Below are 20,681 nucleotides of genomic sequence, written 5' to 3' on the forward strand. Positions count from 1 at the left end.
GCGGGCCGGGGTCATCCGTACGTCCGGACCGTTCAGACCCGGTGGAGCCGGACGGTGACGATCTGGAACGGGCGCAGGGTCAGCGGGACCGCGCCCGCCGGGGTGGGGGCGCCCACCGCCGAGCCGGCCAGCGGGCGCTCCAGCAGGTCGCTCTCGACCGCGGCCGCGAGGGGGAAGTCCGCCGTCAGGAGCGCCGACGCGCGCCCCCCGAGGGACTCGTAGAGGCGGACGACCACGTCACCGCTGCGGTCCTCGGCCAGTTTCACCGCCTCCACGACCACCGCGTCGTCGTCGACCGCGATCAGCGGGGTGACCGGGCCCGCCCCGGTCAGGGTGCGCTCGGGCAGGTTCAGCGCGTGCCCCCCGCGGACCGCGTCCCCGATGGACGCGCCGGGCGCGAGCGAGAACCGCAGGGTGTGGGCGCCCTGGTCGGTCTCGGGGTCGGGGTAGCGCGGGGCGCGCAGCAGGGAGAGCCGGACGGTGGTGGTCTGGCCGCCGTCGGGCCGCACGTCCCGGGTGACGTCGTGCCCGTACGTGGAGTCGTTGAGCAGCGCGACCCCCCAGCCGGGCTCCTCCGCGTGGATCCAGCGGTGTGCGCAGATCTCGAACTTGGCCGCCTCCCACGAGGTGTTGGTGTGCGTGGCCCGGTAGACGTGCCCGAACTGCGTCTCGGAGGCGGTCCGTTCGGCCTTCACGTCCAGCGGGAAGGCCGCCTTGAGGAACTTCTCCGTCTCGTGCCAGTCCACGTCCGTGACGATGTCCACCGTCCCGGACCCGGCCCGCAGCGTGACCGCCTGGACGGCGGTGGAGGAGCCGAAGGAGCGGGTGACCCGGACGGTGGCGGCCGCCGGCCCGCTCTCGGCGACCTCCATGGCGTCCCACTCCACCAGGTCCGTGACCCGGTTGCGGTAGAACGCGTCGACGTCCCAGGCGTCCCACATGTTCGGGAAGTCGGGGTGGATCTGCAGCAGGTTCGCCGCGGAGCCCGGAGCGAGGGTCTCGCGGCGCGCCGCCAGGTCGTAGACGGACACGATCAGCCCGCGGCCGTCGATCTCCACCAGCAGCCGGCCGTTGGCCATCACGTGCCCGCCGCCGTGCCGCTCCTCCACCGTGACCGGCTCCCCGGGCTCGGCGGGGCGCCCCGCCCCGCCGGCCGGGACACCGCGCCGGGCGTGCGGGGCACAGTTGAAGACCAGCTCCTCGGCGCCCTCCCCGGCGAGCGCCCGCTGCGCGGCGAGGGTGATCCCCCGCAGTTCCTCGCGCAGCCGCGCGTACGTGGCGCGCGCCTCGCGGTGCACCCAGGCGATGGAGGAACCCGGCAGGATGTCGTGGAACTGGTGCAGCAGCACGGTCTTCCAGATCCGCTCCAGGTCCTCGTACGGGTACCCGTACCCCGGCACCTTCACGGAGGCGGTGGCGGCCCACAGCTCGGCCTCGCGCAGCAGCGACTCGCTGCGCCGGTTGCCCTGCTTGGTCTTGGCCTGGGAGGTGTAGGTGCCGCGGTGCAGCTCCAGGTAGAGCTCGCCCGCCCACACGGGCGCGTCCTCGTACTCGGCGCGGGCCTTCTCGAAGAAGGAGTCCGGGCGCTCGATGCGGACCTTCGGGGAGCCTTCGAGGTCCCGCTGGCGCCTGGCGCGGGCGAGGTGTTCGCGGGTGGGGCCGCCACCGCCGTCGCCCCAGCCGAAGGGGACCAGCGACCGCGAACCGCGTCCCTTCTCCCGGTAGTTGCGGGCGGCGTGCGCCAGCTGGGCGCCGCCGAGGTCGCAGTTGTAGGTGTCGACGGGAGGGAAGTGCGTGAAGACGCGGGTGCCGTCGATGCCCTCCCACCAGAAGGTGTGGTGGGGGAAGGGGTTGACCTGGGACCAGGAGATCTTCTGGGTGAGGAACCAGCGGGAACCGGAGAGCTTGACGATCTGCGGCATCGCGGCGGTGTAGCCGAAGGAGTCGGGGAGCCAGACGTTGTTCGTCTCGATGCCGAACTCGTCGAGGAAGAACTTCTTGCCGTAGAGGAATTGCCGGGCCATGGCCTCGCCGCCGACCATGTTGGTGTCGGACTCGACCCACATGCCGCCGACCGGCACGAACTGCCCGTCCGCGATCTTCTTCTTGATCCGCTCGAAGAGCTCGGGCCGGTGGGTCTTGATCCAGTCCAGCTGCTGGGCCTGGGACATCGCGAACACGAACTCGGGGTACTCGTCCATCAGGTTGACCATGTTGGACGCGGTGCGCGAGACCTTGCGGACCGTCTCGCGCAGCGGCCACAGCCAGGCGGAGTCGATGTGGGCGTGGCCGACGGCGCTGATCCGGTGCGCGGAGGCGCCGGCGGGGGCGGCCAGCACCCCGGCGAGCTCGGCGCGGGCCGCGGCCGCCGTACCGGGGACGTCCGTCAGGTCCACCGCGTCCAGGGCGGAGCCGATGGCCCGCAGGATCTCGTGGCGCCGGGCCTCGCGGGTGTCGAGCTGGACCATCAGGTCGTAGAGCACCTCCAGGTCCTGGACCAGCTCCCACACCTCGGTCTCGAAGACGGTGAGGTCCATCCGGGCGAGCCGGTAGAGCGGCTGGTCGCCGCTGGTCAGCCGGTCGCCCTCGTACGTGGCCGCGTGGTCGACCAGGACCGGGTTGGAGGCGGCCTCGACGTACCACTCGACGCGCTCGCCGCCCTCGGCGCGGTCGGCCACCCGGACCCAGTCGTTGTAGGGGTTGAGCGCCTTGATCTCACCGCCGTCGGCCCGGTGGACCAGGCCCTCGCACTGGAAGCCGGGCATCATCCGGTCGAAGCCGAGGTCGAGGACGGCCTCGACGGTGCGGCCGGCCCAGTCGGCCGGGACGGTCCCGGTGACCTTGAACCAGGTGGTGCCCCAGGCCGGGCCCCACGGATCGCCGATCGTGCAGGGCCCGTACGGCGCCGCCAGGCCCTCGGCGACGGGGACGGGCTCGCCCGGCGCCTCCCAGCGTCCGACGGTCAGCGGGACGGAGCGGGAGTGGACGGCGGGCTTGATCCGCTCCTTCAGGACCCGGCGGAGACGGTGCTCGGTGATGCTGCGGTCGTCGTGCATGACGGCTGCTCCAGGGACTGGGTGGTCGGTACGGACAGTGCTGCGGGCGGGCTCAGGCCTTGACCGCTCCCTCGCCCACGCCCTTGAAGAAGAAACGCTGGAGGACGAAGAAGAGGAGCATCATCGGCAGGAGCGCGGCCATCGCACCGGCCGCGATGAGCCGCTGGTCGTTGACGGTGGTGGCGCCGGCCAGGGTCTTCAGGCCGAGCTGGAGGGTGTAGTGGTCGCTGTTCGTGAGGACCAGCAGGGGCCAGAGGAAGTCGTCCCAGGCCCCCATGAAGCTGGTGATGCAGACGACGGCCAGGGCGCCCTTGGCGGCGGGGAGGAAGATGCGGGTGAAGCGGGTCCACTCGCCGGCCCCGTCCAGGACCGCGGCCTCCTCGACCTCCTTGGGCACGGCGAGGAACGCCGCCCGCATGATCATGATGTTGAGCACGGAGACCGCGCCGGGGAGCCAGACCCCGACGAGGGTGTCGACCAGCCCCATCTCGCGGACCGTGAGGAACATCGAGATCATCACGGACTCGAAGGGGAACATCAGGGTCGCCACGAGCACGGTGAAGACGGCCCGGCGGCCCTTCCAGGCGGCCCGCGAGAGGGCGTAGCCGCCCATGGCCGCGAAGAGCAGGTTCGAGGTGACCGCGAGGACCGCGACGGTGAGCGTGTTGCCGACGTACTGGAGCAGCGGGAAGGACTCGGCGACCCGGACGTAGTGGTCGAGGGTGGGCTGCGCGGGCAGCACGCCGTCGTACACGTTCTCGGTACGGCCGCGGATCGAGGTGAGGAACTGCCAGACGATCGGGCCCAGCATGATGACGAGCATCAGGACGAGTGTGGCGTAGCGGGCGGCCGGGCCGACCCACCGGCGCCTGCTCCCCGGGGAGGTTCGGGGGCTCAACTCTCGTCTCCCTTCGACAGGCGGCGGCCCAGCAGGCTGAAGACCAGGGTCAGGAGGAACAGCAGGATGGAGAGGGCGCACGCGTAGCCGGTCTCGCCGGAGAAGCCGAGGCCGACCTGCCGGATGAGGAAGGGCAGCGTGCGGGCGCCGCCGCCGGGGCCGCCGCTCTCGCCGCCGAGGATGTAGATCTCGGTGAAGACGCGCAGCGCGGAGATGGCGGAGAGGGTGCCGACGAGCAGCATCATCGGCTTCACCTGGGGGACGGTGATGCTGAAGAAGCGGCGGACGGGGCCGGCGCCGTCGATGGCGGCCGCCTCGAGGAGGGAGGCGGGGACGTTCCCGAGGGCCGCCAGGTAGAAGACCATGTAGTAGCCGAGGCCCTTCCACACGGTCACGAGCATCGCCGAGACCAGCAGCATCGTGCTGTCCGTCAGGAACGGGATCGGCTCGGAGATCAGGTTCAGCCGCTCGAAGACGGTGTTGACGAGACCGTCGCTGCGCAGCACCCACTGCCAGATCAGCCCGACGACCACGGCCGAGGCGATCACCGGGGTGTAGAAGGCGGACCGGAAGAACCCGATGCCGGGGATCTGGGCCTGGACGAGCACGGCGAGGGCCAGCGGGAGGAGGACCAGACAGGGGACGACGACCGCCAGGTACAGCACGCTGTTGCCGGTGGCGACCCAGAAGTCGGGATCGGCGAAGGCGCGCCGGTAGTTGTCGAGGCCGACGAAGGTGCCGCCGCGCAGGATCCGGGCGTCGGTGAAGGAGAGGACGACGGTGTTGACGAACGGCCAGAGGCTGAACAGCGCCACCATCGTCAGACCGGGGGCGAGGAACAGGTAGGGGGTCCACCACCTGCGGTGGACCAGGCCCGTATCGGCCTCCGAGGCACGCTGCGCGGCGCGGCGCCGCCCGCCCGCGGCCGTCACTTGTCGGCCGCGGCGGTGAGGAGCTTGTTCGCCGCTTCCTCGGCCTTCTTCACCGCCGTCCTCGGGTCCTGCCCGCCCGTGATGGCCTTCTGTACCTCGCGTACGACGGCGTCGCCCACCTGGTTGGTCCACTGGACGGGGGTGTTGGCGTCGAGCGCGGCGGTCTTCAGCTGCTCGGCGCCCACCGCCCGGGCCAGGGTCTCCGCGTCTTCGCCGTCTCCCTTGTCCGAGAAGAACGGGTCGGCGAGGCCCTGCGCGTGGGACGGGTAGATCGTGGCCTTCCTGGAGAACTCCACCTGGTTGGGGCCGTTGGTCACCCACTTCGCGAACTCGGCCGCCGCGTCGGGGTGCCTGGTGTCCTTCCTGATGCCGAGGGACTGGGCGTAGATGCCGATGTGGCCGAGCCTGCCCGTGACGGCTCCCGCGACCCGGGTCTTCGCGTAGACCTGCGGGGCGTTCTGCTTGATGTCCTTGACGAAGCCCGGGGAGCCCGGGCCGAACACGATCTTTCCGCCGCCGTAGAGCTGGTTGATGTCGTCGGACTTGAGGAGGGACTCCCTGGGCATGGCGCCCTTGGCGTACAGGTCCTTCATCCGCTCCACCCAGGCGACGGCCTGATCGGTGTCGAAGGTGAACCGGTCCTGCTTCTCGCTGAGGATCGGGACGCCCATCTTCTGCCAGTCGCCGGGCAGCCGGCCCTTGGGATCGGCCATGAAGGCGGAGTACCGGCCCCCGGACGAGGCGGCGATCTTCTCGGCGTAGTCGAAGAACTGCTCCACGCTGGTCGGCGGCGCGGCCGGGTCCAGGCCGGCCTTCTCGAAGAGCTCCCTGTTGTAGGTGAGGATCTCGGGCGTCACGTACCAGGGGTACGCGTACACGCTGTCTCCCTTGCCGGGGAGCCTGAACTGCTCCCAGGCGCCCGGCACGTACTCCTTGGCCGCCGCCCCGTCGAGCTTGGCCACATCGGCGAGCATGCCGCGGTCGGCGAGGAGCTGGAAGGAGTCGGTGGAGAGGTTGACCACGTCGGGGAGGGCTCCGGCCTGGGCGTCCGCGACGAGCTTCTCGTTGTAGCCGTCGCCGGGGACGTCCTCCCATGTGACCTCGACCTCGGGGTACTTCCGCTCGAAGGCGTCGATGACCCCCTGGACGTAGGCCGTGAACGTGGGCTTCAGCTGGAGGGTCCGGAAGGTGATCTCGCCGGCCACCCGGCCCGTCCTCTCGACCTCCTTCGCGTCACCGGCGCCACCGCCGAGGCCGCAGGCGGCGGTCGAGAGGAGGGCGCCGGTCAGCAGCATGGCCACGGCGGTACGGGTCGGGTACGAACGGGTCATCGTCGCCGCCTTTGCAGAAGTCCGGCCTCTTTGCCGGAGGCGGTGCCCACCGTCGCCCGAAGTCAGGACCCCGTCAATGAGGCGGAGCAACCATTGGCCGGTGACCCCCGGACCGCACATGCCCCAACCGGCCTGCGGAGAAGGCCGGATAACCTCAAGTCGGCTGGGTTGACCTGGACTGATGCGCTTTAGTGCACAGCCGGTTGAGCGCGTTGTCGATTCGATGGCGAAGCCCGGCCGGACGCCGACTTCCGAGCGGTTATGGCCGGTTCGAGAGGGTGTGCACTAATGCGCTTTACCCGCACGCCGCGAAAGCGCTTTGGCATCGCAGCGCCCCTCCTGGGGAGTGCGGCGGGCGCACTGAACACGTTCGGGGCGGGGTCGGCCGGGCTCCGCCGCCCGCCCCGAGGTTGGCTTCCCGGCGGCGAGCGGGCTGATAATGCTTCAGACCCCCTGGTCACGACTGGTGACCGCCCCTTCGGGGGGTGGCCGACAGCCGCGCGAAGCGGCTGCCCTGACGTAGTGGAAGGCGATCGCGTGAGCCCCAAGCACCACCGCCCGGCGCAGAAGAACGACGACCAATTACTGCAGTCCTCCCGCCCGGCCGCGACTCAGCAGCGGGTGGCGACGCCGCCGGTGGGGCTGATGGCGTTCCAGGCCGGTGCGGGCAACGCCGCGGTGGTGCAGATGCTCCGTCGGACCGCTCACTCGCCGACTCCGGAGCAGCACCGGCACACCGACGGATGCGGACACCCGCAGACCGAGCAGCCCGCGGTGCAGCGGTCCGCCGTCCACGACGTCCTGCGCACCCCCGGGCGCCCCATGGACAACGCCACCCGTACCGATATGGAAGCCCGGCTCGGCGCGGACTTCTCCGACGTCCGGATACACAACGACAGCGCCGCCAAGGCCTCCGCCGCCGAAGTCGGCGCCCGGGCCTACACGTCCGGCAGCCACGTCGTCATCGGTGACGGTGGCCACGACAAGCACACCCTCGCCCATGAGCTCACCCACGTCATCCAGCAGCGCCAGGGCCCCGTCGCAGGCACCGACAACGGGACGGGTCTGAAGGTATCCGACCCGTCGGACCGGTTCGAGCGCGAAGCGGAGGCGAACGCCAAGCGGGCCATGGCGGGCGGCTCGGCGGCCGCCCCGGACGTGCAGCGCCGCGCGGCGGCTTCACCCGCCCCCGGCTCTCACCCCTCCGTGCAGCGCGTCGCGACCCCCCAGGACCGGATGACGGTCGCGTACTGGGAGGACAAGGCGGGACTGGGCGCGTCCAGCAGCAGCGCCGCGAAGGACCGCACCAAGCAGATGACCGCGTCCAAGGCGGCCGCGAAGAAGTTCAAGGCCCACAGGCCTCCGCGGACGATCGACGAGATCGTCAAGACCGTCGGCCCCAAGCTCCTGACCGATCTGGCGGCGATGGGGGCGGACTCCGGGAGGATGGAGCTCTACCGGTCCATGAGTTTCGAGGAGGCCCACAGCGCCCTGACGTACTGGGGCGACACGGCCTCCCGCGACGCGCTGCTGGAGTACGTGGCGTCCGGCGAGGGCTCGGCCAAGGGCTTCAGGGAGCAGGGGTTCGGGGGCCTGACGATAGGCGCCCACCTCGGCGACCAGGGCCAGGCCGACGCCTACTACGACACCCTGGGTGCTCCGTACGCGGTCCAGCTGAAGTTCACCCTGAAGCCGGGGGCGCACGAACTCCTCTTCAACCAGGACCACATGGCTCTCGGGCCGGGCTACAAGAACGACCTGATCCGCAAGGCGAACGAAGACGGCGGGGCCTACAAGAACGCGAACGCGAACGAGGGCACCCTGGGCGGGTACATCGGCGTGAAGGCCGAGGACAAGGAGCCCTACAGCCTGGGCATCGCGCAGGGGGCGAACGGCAAGAACGGCAGGGAGCTCGGTGCGAGCCAGCTGCTCTTCCAGCTGTTCGTCGAAAACGTCGAACTCGTGAAGAACAGGTCGGGACAGGACCTGCCCTAGCCGAGTCAGGACGGATTGCCGCGGCTGCCCCGAACCGCTTCGGTCCGGGGCGTCCGCGCAGGGGGGGCCGGGCAGCGCCTACCGCATCGGGTACTGCGCCTTCTCCGCGAGCCTGCCGTCCTTGAAGCAGAAGCGGAGCACGGTCTCCTTGCCGTTCTCGGGGGCGCCGCTGGAGAGGTACCAGGAGCAGGTGCTGCCCTCGGGCTCGGCCGGTCCGCCCTCCTTGAGGGCGCTCTTGACGAAGCTTTCGCCCGACGGGAGCCGGCCGCGGACGTCGCTCTCCGCGTCGCCGGTCGTCACGGACGCGTAGACCGACGGGTCGACCAGGGTCTTGTCGGCCATGTCGAGGACCTTCCCCATGCCGAAGACCACGGCCACGAGGAGGCCCACACCCAGCACCAGCGCCACGCCGCACCCGATCAGACAACCCTTGCGCTGAGCCACGCCCGTTCCTCCATGTCGCTCCGTGTCCGGCGGCGGTCGCCTGGACACTGACACCCTCGCAAGGGACGGTGGCTCGGGGCTGTCCTCGAAAGTCGTCGGCCGTCACTACGATCGTCGTCCGAGGTCGGGCCGCCCTTCCGGGCAGGCCGTGCGGTCCTCCGCCGGAACCGTCGTGGTCGTCCGCGAGGGCGCGGACGAGGAGATCCAAGGCGCCGCCGGATGCCCGCGGGTCAGGCCGTGGCGGTCACCAGGTCCCCGGGGTCCGTGTTGGCCCCGCACAGGATGACGGCGACCCGCTCCCCGAGCGGCTCCGGCGCGCCGCGCAGCGCCGCCAGTGCGGTGGCCGCGCCCGCCTCCACCACGATCCGGTGCTCCTCCCAGAGGGCGCGCCGGGCCGCGGTGATCGCCGCGTCGGGCACGAGCACCGAGGTCACGTGCTCCTGCTGCGCGGCGGCGAGCGCGTCCGCCGAGACCCGGGTGGCCCCCAGGGAGTCGGCGGCGACCGAGTCCACGGCCACGTCCACGACCCGGCCCGCCGCCAGGGCCGCGTTCAGGGCCCGGCAGTTCTCCGGCTCGGCCGCGACCACCCGTACGCCGTGCCGGCGCGCGGCGGTGGCGACGCCGGCGAACAGTCCGCCGCCGCCGACCGCGACGACCACGGCGTCCAGCCCGGGCAGGGCGCTCCGGATCTCGTCGAGCAGCGTCCCGGCGCCCGCGGCGATGAGCGGGTGGTCGTAGGCGTGGCTGCTCAGCGCCCCGCTCGTGGCGGCGAACTCCTCGCAGGCGGCGAGCGCTTCGGCGTAGCGGTCGCCGACGAGCCGGACCTCGGCCCCGTATCCGCGCAGCCGGTCCACTTTCACGCGCGGGGCGTTGGCGGGCAGGAACACGGTCGCGGGCACGGACAGCGCGCGGGCCGCCCAGGCGCAGGCGAGACCGGCGTTGCCGCCGGAGGCGATGGTGACTCCTGCGGCCGGGAGGGCGCCGGCCTCGTGGTGCGCGGCGAGGAAGTTGCGGGCGCCGCGCGCCTTGAAGCTGCCGGTGTGCTGGAGGTACTCCAGCGCGTACCAGACCCCCTCGTCGGCGGCCGGGGCCACCGCGACGGGCCGTACCGCGCCGGCGATCCGGTCGGCGGCGGCGAGGACGGCGGCGTGGTCGAGCTGCTGGACGGGTGCTGCCTGCACGGTCTGTCTCCCTGTCAGTCGGTGGGCCGGGCGGCCTCGATCAGCTGGCGCAGGGCGCCGTAGTACACCTCGTGGTCCGTCAGGGGCGGCAGTACGTCGGCCGGTGCGCCGGACAGCACGGGGAACTCCGCCGGATCCAGCGCGGCCAGGGCGGCCCGCGAGGCGGCGGTGGCCGCGGCCGGGTCGCGGTGGTCGACGAAGGCCGCGCTGCCCAGGGTGAGCAGGTACATGCGGCGGTAGACGGTCATCGCCTCGGCGGCGGTCATCCCTGCGGCCACGCTGTCGGCGAGGGCGGGCTCGACGAGCCGGGCGAGGAGCTGGCGGCCGAGCCAGGGCCGGCCGCCGCGCAGCACCAGCAGTCCGGGGTGGGCGGTGAGCAGCAGGTAGAGCGCGCGGAACCGCTGCTCGGTGGCCTGCGCCCAGTCCGTGCCGGCGGGGATCTCGGGGAGCTGCGCGGCCAGGTGCTCGGTGCACAGGTCGAGCAGTCCGGCGAGGTCGGTGCAGCGGCGCTGGACGGTGGCGTGGGAGACGTCGAGCCGGTCGGCGAGGGCGCGGAAGCTGAGGCGTTCCGGCCCTTCCTCGTCGAGGATCCGCAGGGCGGTGACGGCGATGGCCTCGGGGGTCGCCCGGTCCAGGGCGTCTGATCGGCGCGGCATGAGATACACCGTAACATACGGCGTATCACTTCTTTCGTGTGACAGCGATTGCAGCCATATTGCTGGTCATTGGCCGACAACCAGCGACTCTTATTGACAGTGGGTAATCGCATCGCTGCACTGGGCGCACGCCTGCCCCCACGTCAAGGAGACTCAGTGCCGCCTCGTCTGCGTGCGTCGCTCCCCTGTCTGACCGCGGCCGCCCTGTTCGCCCTCGCCCTCTCCTCCGCCCCGGTGGCGGCCGAGCCCCGGGCGACCTCGGACACCCCGCTCGCGCTCACCCCGCCCATGGGCTGGAACAACTGGGCGCACTACATGTGCGACATCGACGAGGCCAAGGTCGTCGCCAACGCCGACGCGCTCGTGTCGACCGGGCTCGCCGCCAAGGGCTACGACACGGTGACGGTCGACGACTGCTGGATGACCAGGAGCCGGGACGCGCAGGGCGCTCTGGTCGTCGACACGGCGAAGTTCCCGCACGGCATGGCATGGCTCGGCGACTACCTGCACGCCAAGGGCCTGAAGTTCGGCATCTACCAGGATGCCGGCTCCCTCACCTGTGAGAAGTACCCGGGCAGCGGCGCGCCCCAGGGCGGCGGGGCGGACCACTACGCCCAGGACGCCCGGCAGTTCGCGTCCTGGGACGTCGACTACGTGAAGATGGACGGCTGCAACCTGTGGGTGCCCGCGGGGCAGACCAAGGAGCAGGCCTACCGGGACGCCTACAACGCCGTGGCGAAGGCACTGCGGGAGAGCGGCCGGGACATGGTCCTGTCGGCGTCCGCGCCCGCCTACTTCCAGCAGGGTGAATGGGGCGGCTCCGACTGGCACAAGGTCCTCGGCTGGGTCGGCGAGACCGGCCAGCTGTGGCGCGAGGGCAAGGACATCAAGGTCTACAACCCGGCGACGCCCGCCACCTCACGGTGGGGTTCGGTCCTCGGCAACTACGGCTACAACCGCTGGCTCGGCCGGTACGCGGGCCCCGGCAACTGGAACGACCCCGACTTCCTGATCGCGGGCGCCCCCGGGCTCACGGCGGCCGAGAGCCGCAGCCAGGTCGCCCTCTGGGCCATGATGGCCTCCCCCTTCATCCTGTCCTCCGAGGTCTCCCGGCTGACCCCCCAGGGGCTCGCGGCCCTCGGGAACACCCGCATGATCGAACTGGACCAGGACCCGATGGGCCGTCAGGGCGCGGTGGTCTCCTCCAACGCCACCTTCGAGATCCTCACCCGGCCGCTCGCGAACGGCGACCGCGCGGTGGCCGTGCTCAACCGCTCGACCACCACCCGGGACATCCGGGTGCCGCTCGACGAGATCGGCCTGAGCCACTGCACGGCCGACGCGCAGGACCTGTGGAACGGCAGCCGCCGGGAGGTCTCCGACGCGCTGACCGGGAGGCTGGCCGGGCACGACACCGCGGTCTGGCGGCTCAGCCCGCGCGGGTGCGCCGAGGCCGTGCCGACCGGGCAGGTCGTCGGTGACGGCGCCCGGTGCGCCGACGGCGCCAACACCACCGGCGTCGGCGCGGTCGTGATGGCCGCCTGCACCGGCGCCCCCGACCAGCGGTGGACCCTGGGCGACGACGCGAGCCTGCGGCTGGCCGGCGAGTGCCTCTCCGCGGGCGACGACGGCCTCGTGGAGCTGGCCGACTGCGCGCCCCCGCAGGACCGCCGGCCCGGCCAGAGCTGGGCGCACCTGCGCGGCGGAGCCCTCGTGGAGCGGGAGAGCGGAATGTGCCTGACCGCGCCGGCCGCCGCCGCGACGCCGGACGCCCCGGCCGCGCGCCTGCGGCTGACCGCCTGCGGCGACCACCGGGTCGACCAGGCCTGGGCCCTGCCGGTCTGACGGCCCGAGCCCACGCATGAGGAACCCGATGCCGCGAAGCGGGCGCCGGCTGCCCGGCTCCCGCCCCCGCCCCCGCCCGCTCGCCCTCGCCGCTCTTCCCGCGGCGCTGCTGGCGCTGATCTGCGCGGGGCCCGCCCCCGGGGCCACCGCCCCGGGGGCGGGGTCGCCCGCACCTGCCGCCGTACGGCCCGACGCGCGGGTCGCCGTACCCGCGCACGCGGGCGCGCCCCGGCCCCGGAGCTTCGACACCGCGCCCGCGCGGGCCGCCCTGGAGCGGCTGCTCCCGCGCCACCACGGCCAGTTCACCCTGGTGCCCGACACGGCCGCCGGTCCCGACACCTTCACCGTGTCCGGGACCGCCGGTGCGATCACCGTGCGCGGCAGCACCGGAGCCACCCTGCTCACCGGTGTCGGCTGGTACCTCCAGCACGTCGCCGGGGCCGACATCGGCTGGCCCGGCGAGAGCATCGGCCTGCTGCCCGCCCGGCTGCCGGCCGTCCCCGCGCCGGTCACCCGCAGCGCGCAGGTCCCGCACCGGTACGCGCTCAACGACACCGACGACGGGTACTCCGGCCCGTACCGCACCTTCGAGGAACACCAGCGGCAGATCGACCTGCTCGCCCTGCACGGCATCAACGAGGTGTTCGTGCAGGTGGGAGCGGAGTACCCGTACTACCGGGCGCTCCAGGACTTCGGCTACTCCCCCGAGGAGCTGCGGCAGTGGATCCCCGGCCCCGCCCACCAGAGCTGGTGGCTGCTGCAGAACCTGAGCGGTTTCGGCGGCCCGGTCACCGAGCGGCTGATGCGGGAGCGGGCCGACCTGGGCGGGCGGATCGCCGAGCAGCTGCGCGGCCTCGGCATGACCCCGGTGCTGCCCGGCTACTTCGGCACGGTGCCGCCGCGGTTCGCCGCGCGCAACCCCGGGGCCGCCACGGTGGCCCAGGGCGACTGGGCCGGCTTCGAACGTCCCGACTGGCTGGACCCCGCCTCGCCCGTCTTCCGGAGGCTGGCCGCCGCGTACTACGCGGAGCAGCGCGCGGTGTTCGGGGACAGCACGATGTACCGGATGAGCCCGCTGCACGAGGGCGGACAGACCGGGTCCGTGGACGTCGGCGCGGCGGCGGGCGCCATCCAGGAGGCGCTGCACGCCGCCCACCCGGGCGCGTTGTGGGCGGTGCTGGGCTGGCAGGACGACCCGACCCCGGAGCTGCTGGCCGGGGTGGACACGTCGCGGCTGCTGATCCTGGACGGGCTGTCGGACCGGTACAACCGGCTGGACCGTGAAGCCCGTTGGGGCGGCGCCCCGTACGCGATGGGCACCATCTACAACTTCGGCGGGCACACCACGATCGGCGCGAACACCTCGGTGTGGCTCGAACGGTTCGGCCCCTGGCGCGCCAAGGACCACAGCGCGCTCGCCGGGATCGCCTACCTGCCCGAGGCCACCGGGACCAACCCCGCGGCCTTCGACCTGTTCACGGACCTCGCCTGGGAGCCGGGGACGATCGACCACCGGCAGTGGTTCGCCGATTTCGCGGCCCGCCGCTACGGCCGGCCCGACCCCGCGGCCGCCGCGGCCTGGGAGGAGCTGCGCAAGGGGCCGTACAGCACCTCCTCGGGGCTGTGGTCGGAGTCGCAGGACAGCCTGTTCACCGCCCGGCCCGGCCTGACCGCGGCCGGGTCGGCGTACTGGAGCCCCAAGTCGATGCGCTATCCGGCCGGTTCGGTCCGCAGGGCGCTGGACCGGCTGCTGGAGGTGGCCCCGGAGCTGCGCGGCTCCAGCGCCTACCGCTTCGACCTGGTGGACACCGCCCGGCAGGCCCTCGCCAACCACTCGCGCGTGCTGCTGCCGAGGATCAAGGCGGCGTACGAGGCCAAGGACCTGCCCCTGTTCCGCACGCTCACGGCCGAATGGCGGGAGGGCGAGGCGAAGCTGGACGCGGTGACCGGCTCCGACCCGAACTTCCTCCTCGGCAGCCGGCTCGCCGCGGCCCGCGCCCGGGGCGCCGACCGGGCCGAGCAGGACCGGTACGAGTACGACACCCGGTCCCTGCTCAGCGTGTGGGGCCGCCGCAGCACCAGCGAGGGCGGCTTCCTGCACGACTACGCGAACCGCGAATGGAGCGGCCTGGTCTCGGAGCTGTACGCGAGGCGGTGGGCGCTCTACTTCGACTCGCTGGAGGAGGCGCTGGTCCGGCGGGCCGAGCCGCGGGCGATCGACTGGCCCGCCTTCGAGGAGGAGTGGGCCGGGCGCACCACCCGGCACCCGGACCGGCCGAGCGGGGACCCGTACCACCTGGCCGCCGCGGTCGCGGCGGCCCTCCCGCCGGCCCCCACGGCCTGACCCGCGCCGCGGGAACGGCACCCGGCCGGGCCCGCGGCGGCACGGCGTCGCCGCGGGGACGGCCGGGCGCGGCACACTTGCGGTGTGGAGGCAGACCCGAGCCGGTCCGCGCGGCCGCGGCGCGTGACGGGCGCCGTCAGCGGGATCGTCGCGGCCGTCGCCGGGCTGGCGTTCGCGGAGCTGGCGGCGGCCGCCGTGCGGCCCGAGTCCTCGCCGGTCCCCGCCGTCGGCGGGGCGGCCGTCGACCTGACGCCGGTGGCCGTCCGGGAGTGGGCCATCCGACTGTTCGGCACCGCGGACAAGCTGGTACTGACGCTCGGCATCGTCGCCGTCCTGGTCGTGATCGCCGCCCTGGCCGGGCTGCTGTCCCTGCGCCACCTGCCCGCCGGGATGGCGGTCGCGGGCGGGTTCGGGCTGCTCGGGGCGGTGGCCGCGCTCAGCCGTCCGGAGGCCACCTGGCGGGACGCGCTGCCCTCGCTGCTGGGCGGACTGACCGCGGCCGGGGCGCTGTTCCTGCTGGTCACGGCGGCGAAGCGGCCCCGGCCGGCGGGGGCGCCAGCCGGCAGGGGCCGGGCCATGGACCGGCGCCGCTTCGGCCGGCTGGTCACCGGGGTCCTGGCGGCCTCGGTCGCGGCCGGCTTCGCCGGGCGGCGCCTGGGCGCCCACGGTTCGGCCGGCGCCACCGCCTCCCGGGCCCGCTTCGTCCTCCCCCGGCCCACCGTGCCCGCGCCGCCGGTGCCGGCGGGCGCGGACCTGCGGGTGCCGGGGCTGTCCCCCTTCCTCACCCCCGACCGCGACTTCTACCGAGTGGACACCGCCCTGGTCGTCCCCCGCGTGGACGCGGACACCTGGCGGCTGCGCATCCACGGCGAGGGCGTCACGCGGCCCCTCACCCTCGGTCTGCGGGAACTGCTCAGCCGGCCCCTGGTCGAGCACGACATCACCCTCACCTGCGTGTCGAACGAGGTCGGGGGCCCGTACGCGGGCAACGCCCGCTGGCTCGGCGTGCGCCTCGCCGACCTGCTCCGCGAGGCGGGGGTGCGGCCGCCGTCCCGGGGCGGGCCGGCCGACCAGCTGGTGTCGCGTTCGGTGGACGGCATGACCATCGGCACGCCCGTCGAGGCCGTCATGGACGGCCGCGAGGCACTGCTGGCCGTCGGCATGAACGGCGAGCCGCTGCCCTTCGCGCACGGCTTCCCGGTCCGGATGGTCGTACCGGGCCTGTACGGGTACGTCTCCGCGTGCAAATGGCTCACCGAGCTGCGGCTGACCACCTTCGGCGCGTACGACGCCTACTGGGTGCGGCGGTCCTGGGCGCAGCAGGCCCCGGTCAAGACGCAGTCGCGGATCGACACCCCGCGCCCCTACGCCGACCTGGCGCCGGGCCGGGTGGCGGTCGCCGGGGTGGCGTGGGCGCAGCACCGCGGGATCGAGGGGGTCGAGGTACGGGTGGACGGCGGCCCCTGGCAGCGGGCGCGGCTCGGGGCCGCGGACGGGGTGGACACCTGGCGGCAGTGGGTGTGGCCGTGGGAGGCGACGCCCGGCGGACACAGGCTGGAGGTCCGCGCGACGGACGGGACGGGAGCGGTCCAGACCGGGGTCCGCGCCGGGACCGTGCCGGACGGGGCCACGGGGTGGCACTCGGTGGAGGTACAGGTGAAGGCCCTCGGCTGATCGCCGGGCCGCTCGACGGCCGGACTGCCCGCCTCGACGACCGGACTGCCTCGGCCGGACCGCCTCGGCGGCGCATCCACGGAATGATCCGAACACGCTGATCGTCGTGACCGCACCTCGGCGACATGCCCGGTGCGCTGGGGCAGTGCGGCAACACACCGCAGCGCCGGATCGCCGACCGGCTCGCGCAGGACCGGCCGGATCTCGTCGCACGGAACTTCCGTACGCTGTCCGCCCCGGGCGGCCGGGGCCCGGACGCGCTGGGCCGGCTGAGCACGGAACCGGCGCCGCCGCGCGCCTGCCGGGAGCCGTCCGCGTCACTCCCGGAAGGCCTCCGGAGTGCACCGGGCGGCACCCCCGGTTAGCGTGCGTGACGAGGCCTGCGACCGCGGGGTGGGGGATCCTCGCCTTCGACCCGCATGGAGGCACCGCTGTGCGCCGTTCCAGGATCCTGGCCCTCGCCTGTCTGAACCTGCTGCTGGGCGCCTCGCTGACGGCCGGGTGCGCCCTGAGCCGCGCCGAGAGCGCCGCGAAGGACTGCCCTGCCGGCCAGATCTCCCGGGGCGGCACGTGCCTTCCGGGCGACACCCAGGACTTCACCGCACGGCAGGTCACCGAGGCCCTCGCGAAGTACAAGCTGACGGCGGCGATGGCCGAGGTGTGGGTCGACGGGGAACGCGTGGCGACGTCCGCGGCCGGGGAGACCATGACGGGCTTCCCCGCGACGACGGACATGCGCTTTCGCATCGGGGCGGTCGCGATCCCCTATCTGACGACCGCGCTGCTCAAACTCGTCGACGAGGGCGAGGTCACGCTGGAGGACAAGATCTCCCGGTGGCGCCCGGACCTGCCGCACGCGGACGAGATCACGCTGAAGATGCTGGCCTCGACCTCCTCGGGGTACGCGGACTACGTCACGGACAAGGGCTTCGTCGACGCCCTCTACAAGAACCCCTTCCGCACCTGGACGGCGGAGGAGCGCGTGCGGATCTCGGTCTCCAAGCCCCTGGTGCTGCCCCCCGGTTCGGGTTTCGCCTACTCGCACGCCAACTGGGTGATCCTGCGCGACATCATCGCGAAGGTGAGGCGCAGGCCCCTCGAGGAGGTGATGGTCCAGGACGTCCTCAAGCCGCTCGGACTGAGCCACACGGCCATCTCCTCCAAGGCCGACATCCCCGAGCCGGTGCTGCACTCCTTCGACAACGAGCGGGGCGTGTTCGAGGACGCCACCTACTGGAACCCCTCGTGGACGCTGGCGCCGGGCTCGGTCATGACGGGCACGCTGGAGGACGCGGCGAAGTCCTTCGCCGCGATCGGTGAGGGGAGGCTGCTGACACCCGAGTCGCACAAGGCCCAGCTCACCGGCGTCGTCAAGATCAAGGGGGACACCTGGTACGCGCTGGGCCTGCCCGTGCAGAACACCTGGATCGTCCAGAACCCGTCCTTCGCCGGCTACGCGGGCACGGTCGCCTACCTGCCGTCCAAGAGGATCGCCATCGCGACGGTGGCGACGCAGGGTCTCGGCAGCACCGTCCAGAACGCCAGCTCCAACGTACTGCAGGCGATCGCCGGCCACGTGGCCCCGGAACGGCCCCTCACGCTGGGATGACGGTCCGCCGCCCGCCGGGAGCGGTCCCGGCGGGCCGCGGACGCGTCAGTTTCCGGCCAGGCGGACCGGCAGCGTCTCCACGCTGTTGCCGATGAAGCTGCGCTGGTGCGGGAGTTCGGCCTCGGGGATGGCGAGGTCGGGGAAGCGGGTGAAGAGCCGCTCCAGGGCGGTCGTGGCCTCCAGGCGGGCGAGCGGGGCGCCCACGCAGTAGTGCGCGCCGTGCCCGAAGGAGAGGCTGCGGGCGGCGGTGGGGCGGGTGATGTCGAAGCGGTCGGCGTCCGGGCCGTGGAAGGCCTCGTCCCGGCCGGCGGCGGTGTAACCGGCGAGCACGGGGGTGCCCTGCGGGATGACGGTGCCGTCGAGGGTCAGGTCGCGCGTGGGGTAGCGGAAGGGGAACCAGCTGACCGGTCCGTCCCAGCGCAGGGTCTCGTCCACCACGTCCGACCAGGTCGCCTTTCCGTCGAGGACGAGGGCGAGCTGGTCGCGGTGGGTGCACAGGGCCCGGACGGCGTTGCTGATGAGGTTGAGGGTGGTCTCGTGGCCCGCGACGAGCATCAGCCGCATGGTGCCGGTGAGTTCGGCCTCGCTGAGCTCGTCGCCGTCGTCCTCGCGGGCGGCGATCAGGGCGCTGGTGAGGTCCTCGCCCGGGGACTCCCGGCGGGTGGCGGCGATCGTGCCCATCAGCTCGACCAGCTCCCGTACGGCGGCCATCGCCTCGGCGGGGGTGGTGTCGGTGGCGATGATCACCTTGTTGGACAGGTGGTGCAGCCGTCCCCGGTGCTCGGGGTCCACCCCGAGCAGCTCGCAGATGACGCTCATCGGAAGCGGCAGGGCGAAGTGCTCGCGCAGGTCGGCGACCCCGTCGGGGGCCTGCGCCGCGGCCCGGGCCAGGTCGTCGAGCAGCTCCGCCGTCAGCTCCTCGACGCGCGGGCGCAGCCGTTCCACCTGGCGGGCCGTGAAGGCCCTGCCCACGAGGGCGCGGAGCCGGCGGTGGTCCGCGTCGTCGGCGGTGTGCATGCCCTGGGCGTTGGCGAAGGCCCGCAGCGGCCAGTCGCGCGGGATGGTGCCGTCGTGCAGGGCCGGGAAGTGCCGGGCGTCCTTGGCCACTTCGGGGTGGCCGAGGAACTCCTTCAGCGCCTCGTGGCCCAGGACGACCGCTCCGGGTACCCCGCCGGGGAGCACGACCTCCGCCACCGGGCCGTGCGCGGCGCGCAGCCGGGCGTTGAGGGCGTGCGGGCAGCCCCCGGCGGGGTCGATGACGTACGGGGCGTCCGGGGCGGACGGGGCGGGTGAAATCGGGGACGACAAGCCGGCTCTCCTGACCTGGGGACGGAACTCGGTCAACAGTGCGGCTTCGGGCGCGGGTTGGACAAGACCGTCCCCGTCGCGTCTCAGAACCAGGTGAGGCTGAGCGCGAAGGTGGTCCCGGCGGTGGCGCCGGTGGAGTCGGTCGCGGTGGCGGTGACCTGGACCGTGCCGCCGCCCCAGGGCTTGCCGGTGATCCGGCCGGAGGCGGTGTCGAGGGTCAGACCCCAGGGCAGGCCGGTGGCGGCGTAGCGGACGGGGGGCTTTCCGCCGGTGGCGGTGAGCTGGACGGTGCAGGACTGGTTGAACTTGCACGTCTGCGGGCCGGGGTTGGCGAGCCTCAGGTCGCCAGGGGTGGGCGTCGGGGTTGGGGTGGGGGTGGGTGTGGGTGTGGGCGTGGGGGTGGGCGTGGGCGTGGGCGTGGGTGTCGGCGTGGTGCCGCAGCCCGGGGTGGCCTCCGGCGGCAGCGGGACCCGCCAGACCTGGGTGTCGTTCTCCGATCCGACGAGCAGGCTCGTGCAGTCGGCGTACGTCACCGTCTCGCCCTGCGACTGGGCCGGGAGCGCGACGTCCGCGAGCTTGGCCCCCGCGGTGTCGTACACGGAGGCCGTGTTGGCACCGAGCGGTCCGCCGCTGCGCAGGGCGTACGAGGCACCCGACGGGGAGAACGCGCCGTCGGTGGCGAACACCGGGCCGGGCCGGACCGCCGTGAGGGTGTTGACCTGCCCGGTCACGGGAGGCAGCGGGGCCTGGTACAGCTGGCCGGCGGCTCCGATGACCTTGCTCGCGACGTAGAGCCGGCCGGTCGCGGGGTCGGCGAGCAGGGACTCGGCGTCGTGCCTGCCGTCGGCGTAGGAGAAGCGGTACGTCACCGGGGTGACCGTGGCGTTCGCCAGCTGGTCGGGCTCCGCGAAAGAGTGCACGGTGATCTCCGCGCGGCCGCTGAAGTTGTCGCCGATGTCCCCGACCAGGATCGCCGGGCCGCCCGAGGCGTCCCTGCCGAGGGCGAGGGCCTCCCAGTCGGTGTTGCCGACGCCGGAAAGGGTGTAGGTGGCCAGCAGCCGGCCGGTGGCACCGTTGCAGTCGACGGCGAAGACCTGGTTGGTGTTCCCGCTGTCGTTGACGGCGTAGAACACGCCGGGGTGTTTGCGGCTCATGGCGAGACCGCTGAACTCGGCCAGGCCGCCGGGGAGGGTGCACTTCTTCTCCGGCGCCAACGCTCCGGTGCCGGAGACGGCCGGTGTGGCGGAGACGGCCGGGGAGCCGGAGACGGCCGGGGAGGCGGTGGCACTGGCCATCCAGGCGACCGCGGGCAGGAGCGTGGCGAGGGCCGCGGTCGCGAGGGCGGCGGCCCGTGGGGGCGTCAGGAATCGGGACATGCGCACAATGTGCGGGGACATCGGTTGGTCTG

The 20,681-nt window shown here is 73.1% G+C and carries 14 protein-coding genes; 5 read left to right on the forward strand and 9 right to left on the reverse strand.

Translation table 11 applies throughout. The features are described 5' to 3' along the window. Nucleotides 1-32 precede the first annotated feature (32 nt). Genes ACZ6JT_RS04820 through ACZ6JT_RS04835 form a run of 4 tightly spaced genes read right to left on the reverse strand, consistent with a single transcriptional unit; the run spans nucleotide 33 to nucleotide 6,217 of the window. Nucleotides 33-3,056, reverse strand: a complete 3,024-nt coding sequence (locus ACZ6JT_RS04820) for an alpha-mannosidase (protein ID WP_469207202.1) — start codon at nucleotides 3,054-3,056, stop codon at nucleotides 33-35. Between the two features lie 52 nt (nucleotides 3,057-3,108). After that, nucleotides 3,109-3,954 (reverse strand): carbohydrate ABC transporter permease, encoded by an 846-nt coding sequence (locus tag ACZ6JT_RS04825; protein ID WP_469207204.1) that lies wholly within the window; start codon nucleotides 3,952-3,954, stop codon nucleotides 3,109-3,111. Beyond that, nucleotides 3,951-4,826, reverse strand: coding sequence for a carbohydrate ABC transporter permease (locus tag ACZ6JT_RS04830; RefSeq protein WP_469208194.1), 876 nt, complete (start codon nucleotides 4,824-4,826; stop codon nucleotides 3,951-3,953). Before ACZ6JT_RS04830 ends, ACZ6JT_RS04825 begins: the two co-directional genes overlap by 4 nt. A gap of 56 nt (nucleotides 4,827-4,882) precedes the next feature. After that, nucleotides 4,883-6,217 (reverse strand): ABC transporter substrate-binding protein, encoded by a 1,335-nt coding sequence (locus tag ACZ6JT_RS04835; RefSeq protein ID WP_469207206.1) that lies wholly within the window; start codon nucleotides 6,215-6,217, stop codon nucleotides 4,883-4,885. A gap of 585 nt (nucleotides 6,218-6,802) precedes the next feature. On the opposite strand from ACZ6JT_RS04835, the gene ACZ6JT_RS04840 reads away from it, so the two are divergent. Beyond that, nucleotides 6,803-8,212, forward strand: a complete 1,410-nt coding sequence (locus ACZ6JT_RS04840; protein WP_469208196.1) for an eCIS core domain-containing protein — start codon at nucleotides 6,803-6,805, stop codon at nucleotides 8,210-8,212. Between the two features lie 78 nt (nucleotides 8,213-8,290). On the opposite strand, the gene ACZ6JT_RS04845 is transcribed toward ACZ6JT_RS04840, so the two are convergent. From ACZ6JT_RS04845 to ACZ6JT_RS04855, 3 genes are all read right to left on the reverse strand, one after another. Next, on the reverse strand, nucleotides 8,291-8,656 hold the full coding sequence (locus tag ACZ6JT_RS04845) for a hypothetical protein (RefSeq protein WP_469207208.1): 366 nt from the start codon (nucleotides 8,654-8,656) through the stop codon (nucleotides 8,291-8,293). A gap of 230 nt (nucleotides 8,657-8,886) precedes the next feature. After that, complete coding sequence (locus ACZ6JT_RS04850; protein ID WP_469207210.1) at nucleotides 8,887-9,837, reverse strand: serine/threonine dehydratase; 951 nt, start codon at nucleotides 9,835-9,837, stop codon at nucleotides 8,887-8,889. Nucleotides 9,838-9,851: 14 nt separating this feature from the next. Further along, complete coding sequence (locus ACZ6JT_RS04855; protein ID WP_469207212.1) at nucleotides 9,852-10,493, reverse strand: TetR/AcrR family transcriptional regulator; 642 nt, start codon at nucleotides 10,491-10,493, stop codon at nucleotides 9,852-9,854. A gap of 156 nt (nucleotides 10,494-10,649) precedes the next feature. Here ACZ6JT_RS04855 and ACZ6JT_RS04860 point away from each other — a divergent pair, with 156 nt between their 5' ends. The 4 genes from ACZ6JT_RS04860 to ACZ6JT_RS04875 all read left to right on the forward strand — a co-directional run bounded on the left by ACZ6JT_RS04860 (nucleotide 10,650) and on the right by ACZ6JT_RS04875 (nucleotide 17,965). Next, on the forward strand, nucleotides 10,650-12,338 hold the full coding sequence (locus ACZ6JT_RS04860; RefSeq protein ID WP_469207214.1) for a ricin-type beta-trefoil lectin domain protein: 1,689 nt from the start codon (nucleotides 10,650-10,652) through the stop codon (nucleotides 12,336-12,338). A gap of 28 nt (nucleotides 12,339-12,366) precedes the next feature. Next, nucleotides 12,367-14,682: an alpha-N-acetylglucosaminidase gene (locus ACZ6JT_RS04865; protein WP_469207216.1), complete on the forward strand. Its 2,316-nt coding sequence runs from the start codon at nucleotides 12,367-12,369 to the stop codon at nucleotides 14,680-14,682. An 84-nt stretch (nucleotides 14,683-14,766) separates the two neighbouring features. Next, nucleotides 14,767-16,356 (forward strand): molybdopterin-dependent oxidoreductase, encoded by a 1,590-nt coding sequence (locus ACZ6JT_RS04870; protein ID WP_469207218.1) that lies wholly within the window; start codon nucleotides 14,767-14,769, stop codon nucleotides 16,354-16,356. Nucleotides 16,357-16,789: 433 nt separating this feature from the next. Then, nucleotides 16,790-17,965 (forward strand): serine hydrolase domain-containing protein, encoded by a 1,176-nt coding sequence (locus ACZ6JT_RS04875; protein ID WP_469207220.1) that lies wholly within the window; start codon nucleotides 16,790-16,792, stop codon nucleotides 17,963-17,965. Nucleotides 17,966-18,010: 45 nt separating this feature from the next. Here the strand turns inward: ACZ6JT_RS04875 and ACZ6JT_RS04880 are convergent, their stop codons facing one another. Together ACZ6JT_RS04880 and ACZ6JT_RS04885 are read right to left on the reverse strand one after the other, a co-directional pair. Then, nucleotides 18,011-19,273, reverse strand: coding sequence for a cytochrome P450 family protein (locus ACZ6JT_RS04880; protein WP_469207222.1), 1,263 nt, complete (start codon nucleotides 19,271-19,273; stop codon nucleotides 18,011-18,013). Nucleotides 19,274-19,356: 83 nt separating this feature from the next. Further along, on the reverse strand, nucleotides 19,357-20,649 hold the full coding sequence (locus ACZ6JT_RS04885) for a putative Ig domain-containing protein (RefSeq protein WP_469207224.1): 1,293 nt from the start codon (nucleotides 20,647-20,649) through the stop codon (nucleotides 19,357-19,359). Nucleotides 20,650-20,681: the final 32 nt, after the last annotated feature.

The organism is Streptomyces sp. NPDC046308, assembly GCF_055588065.1.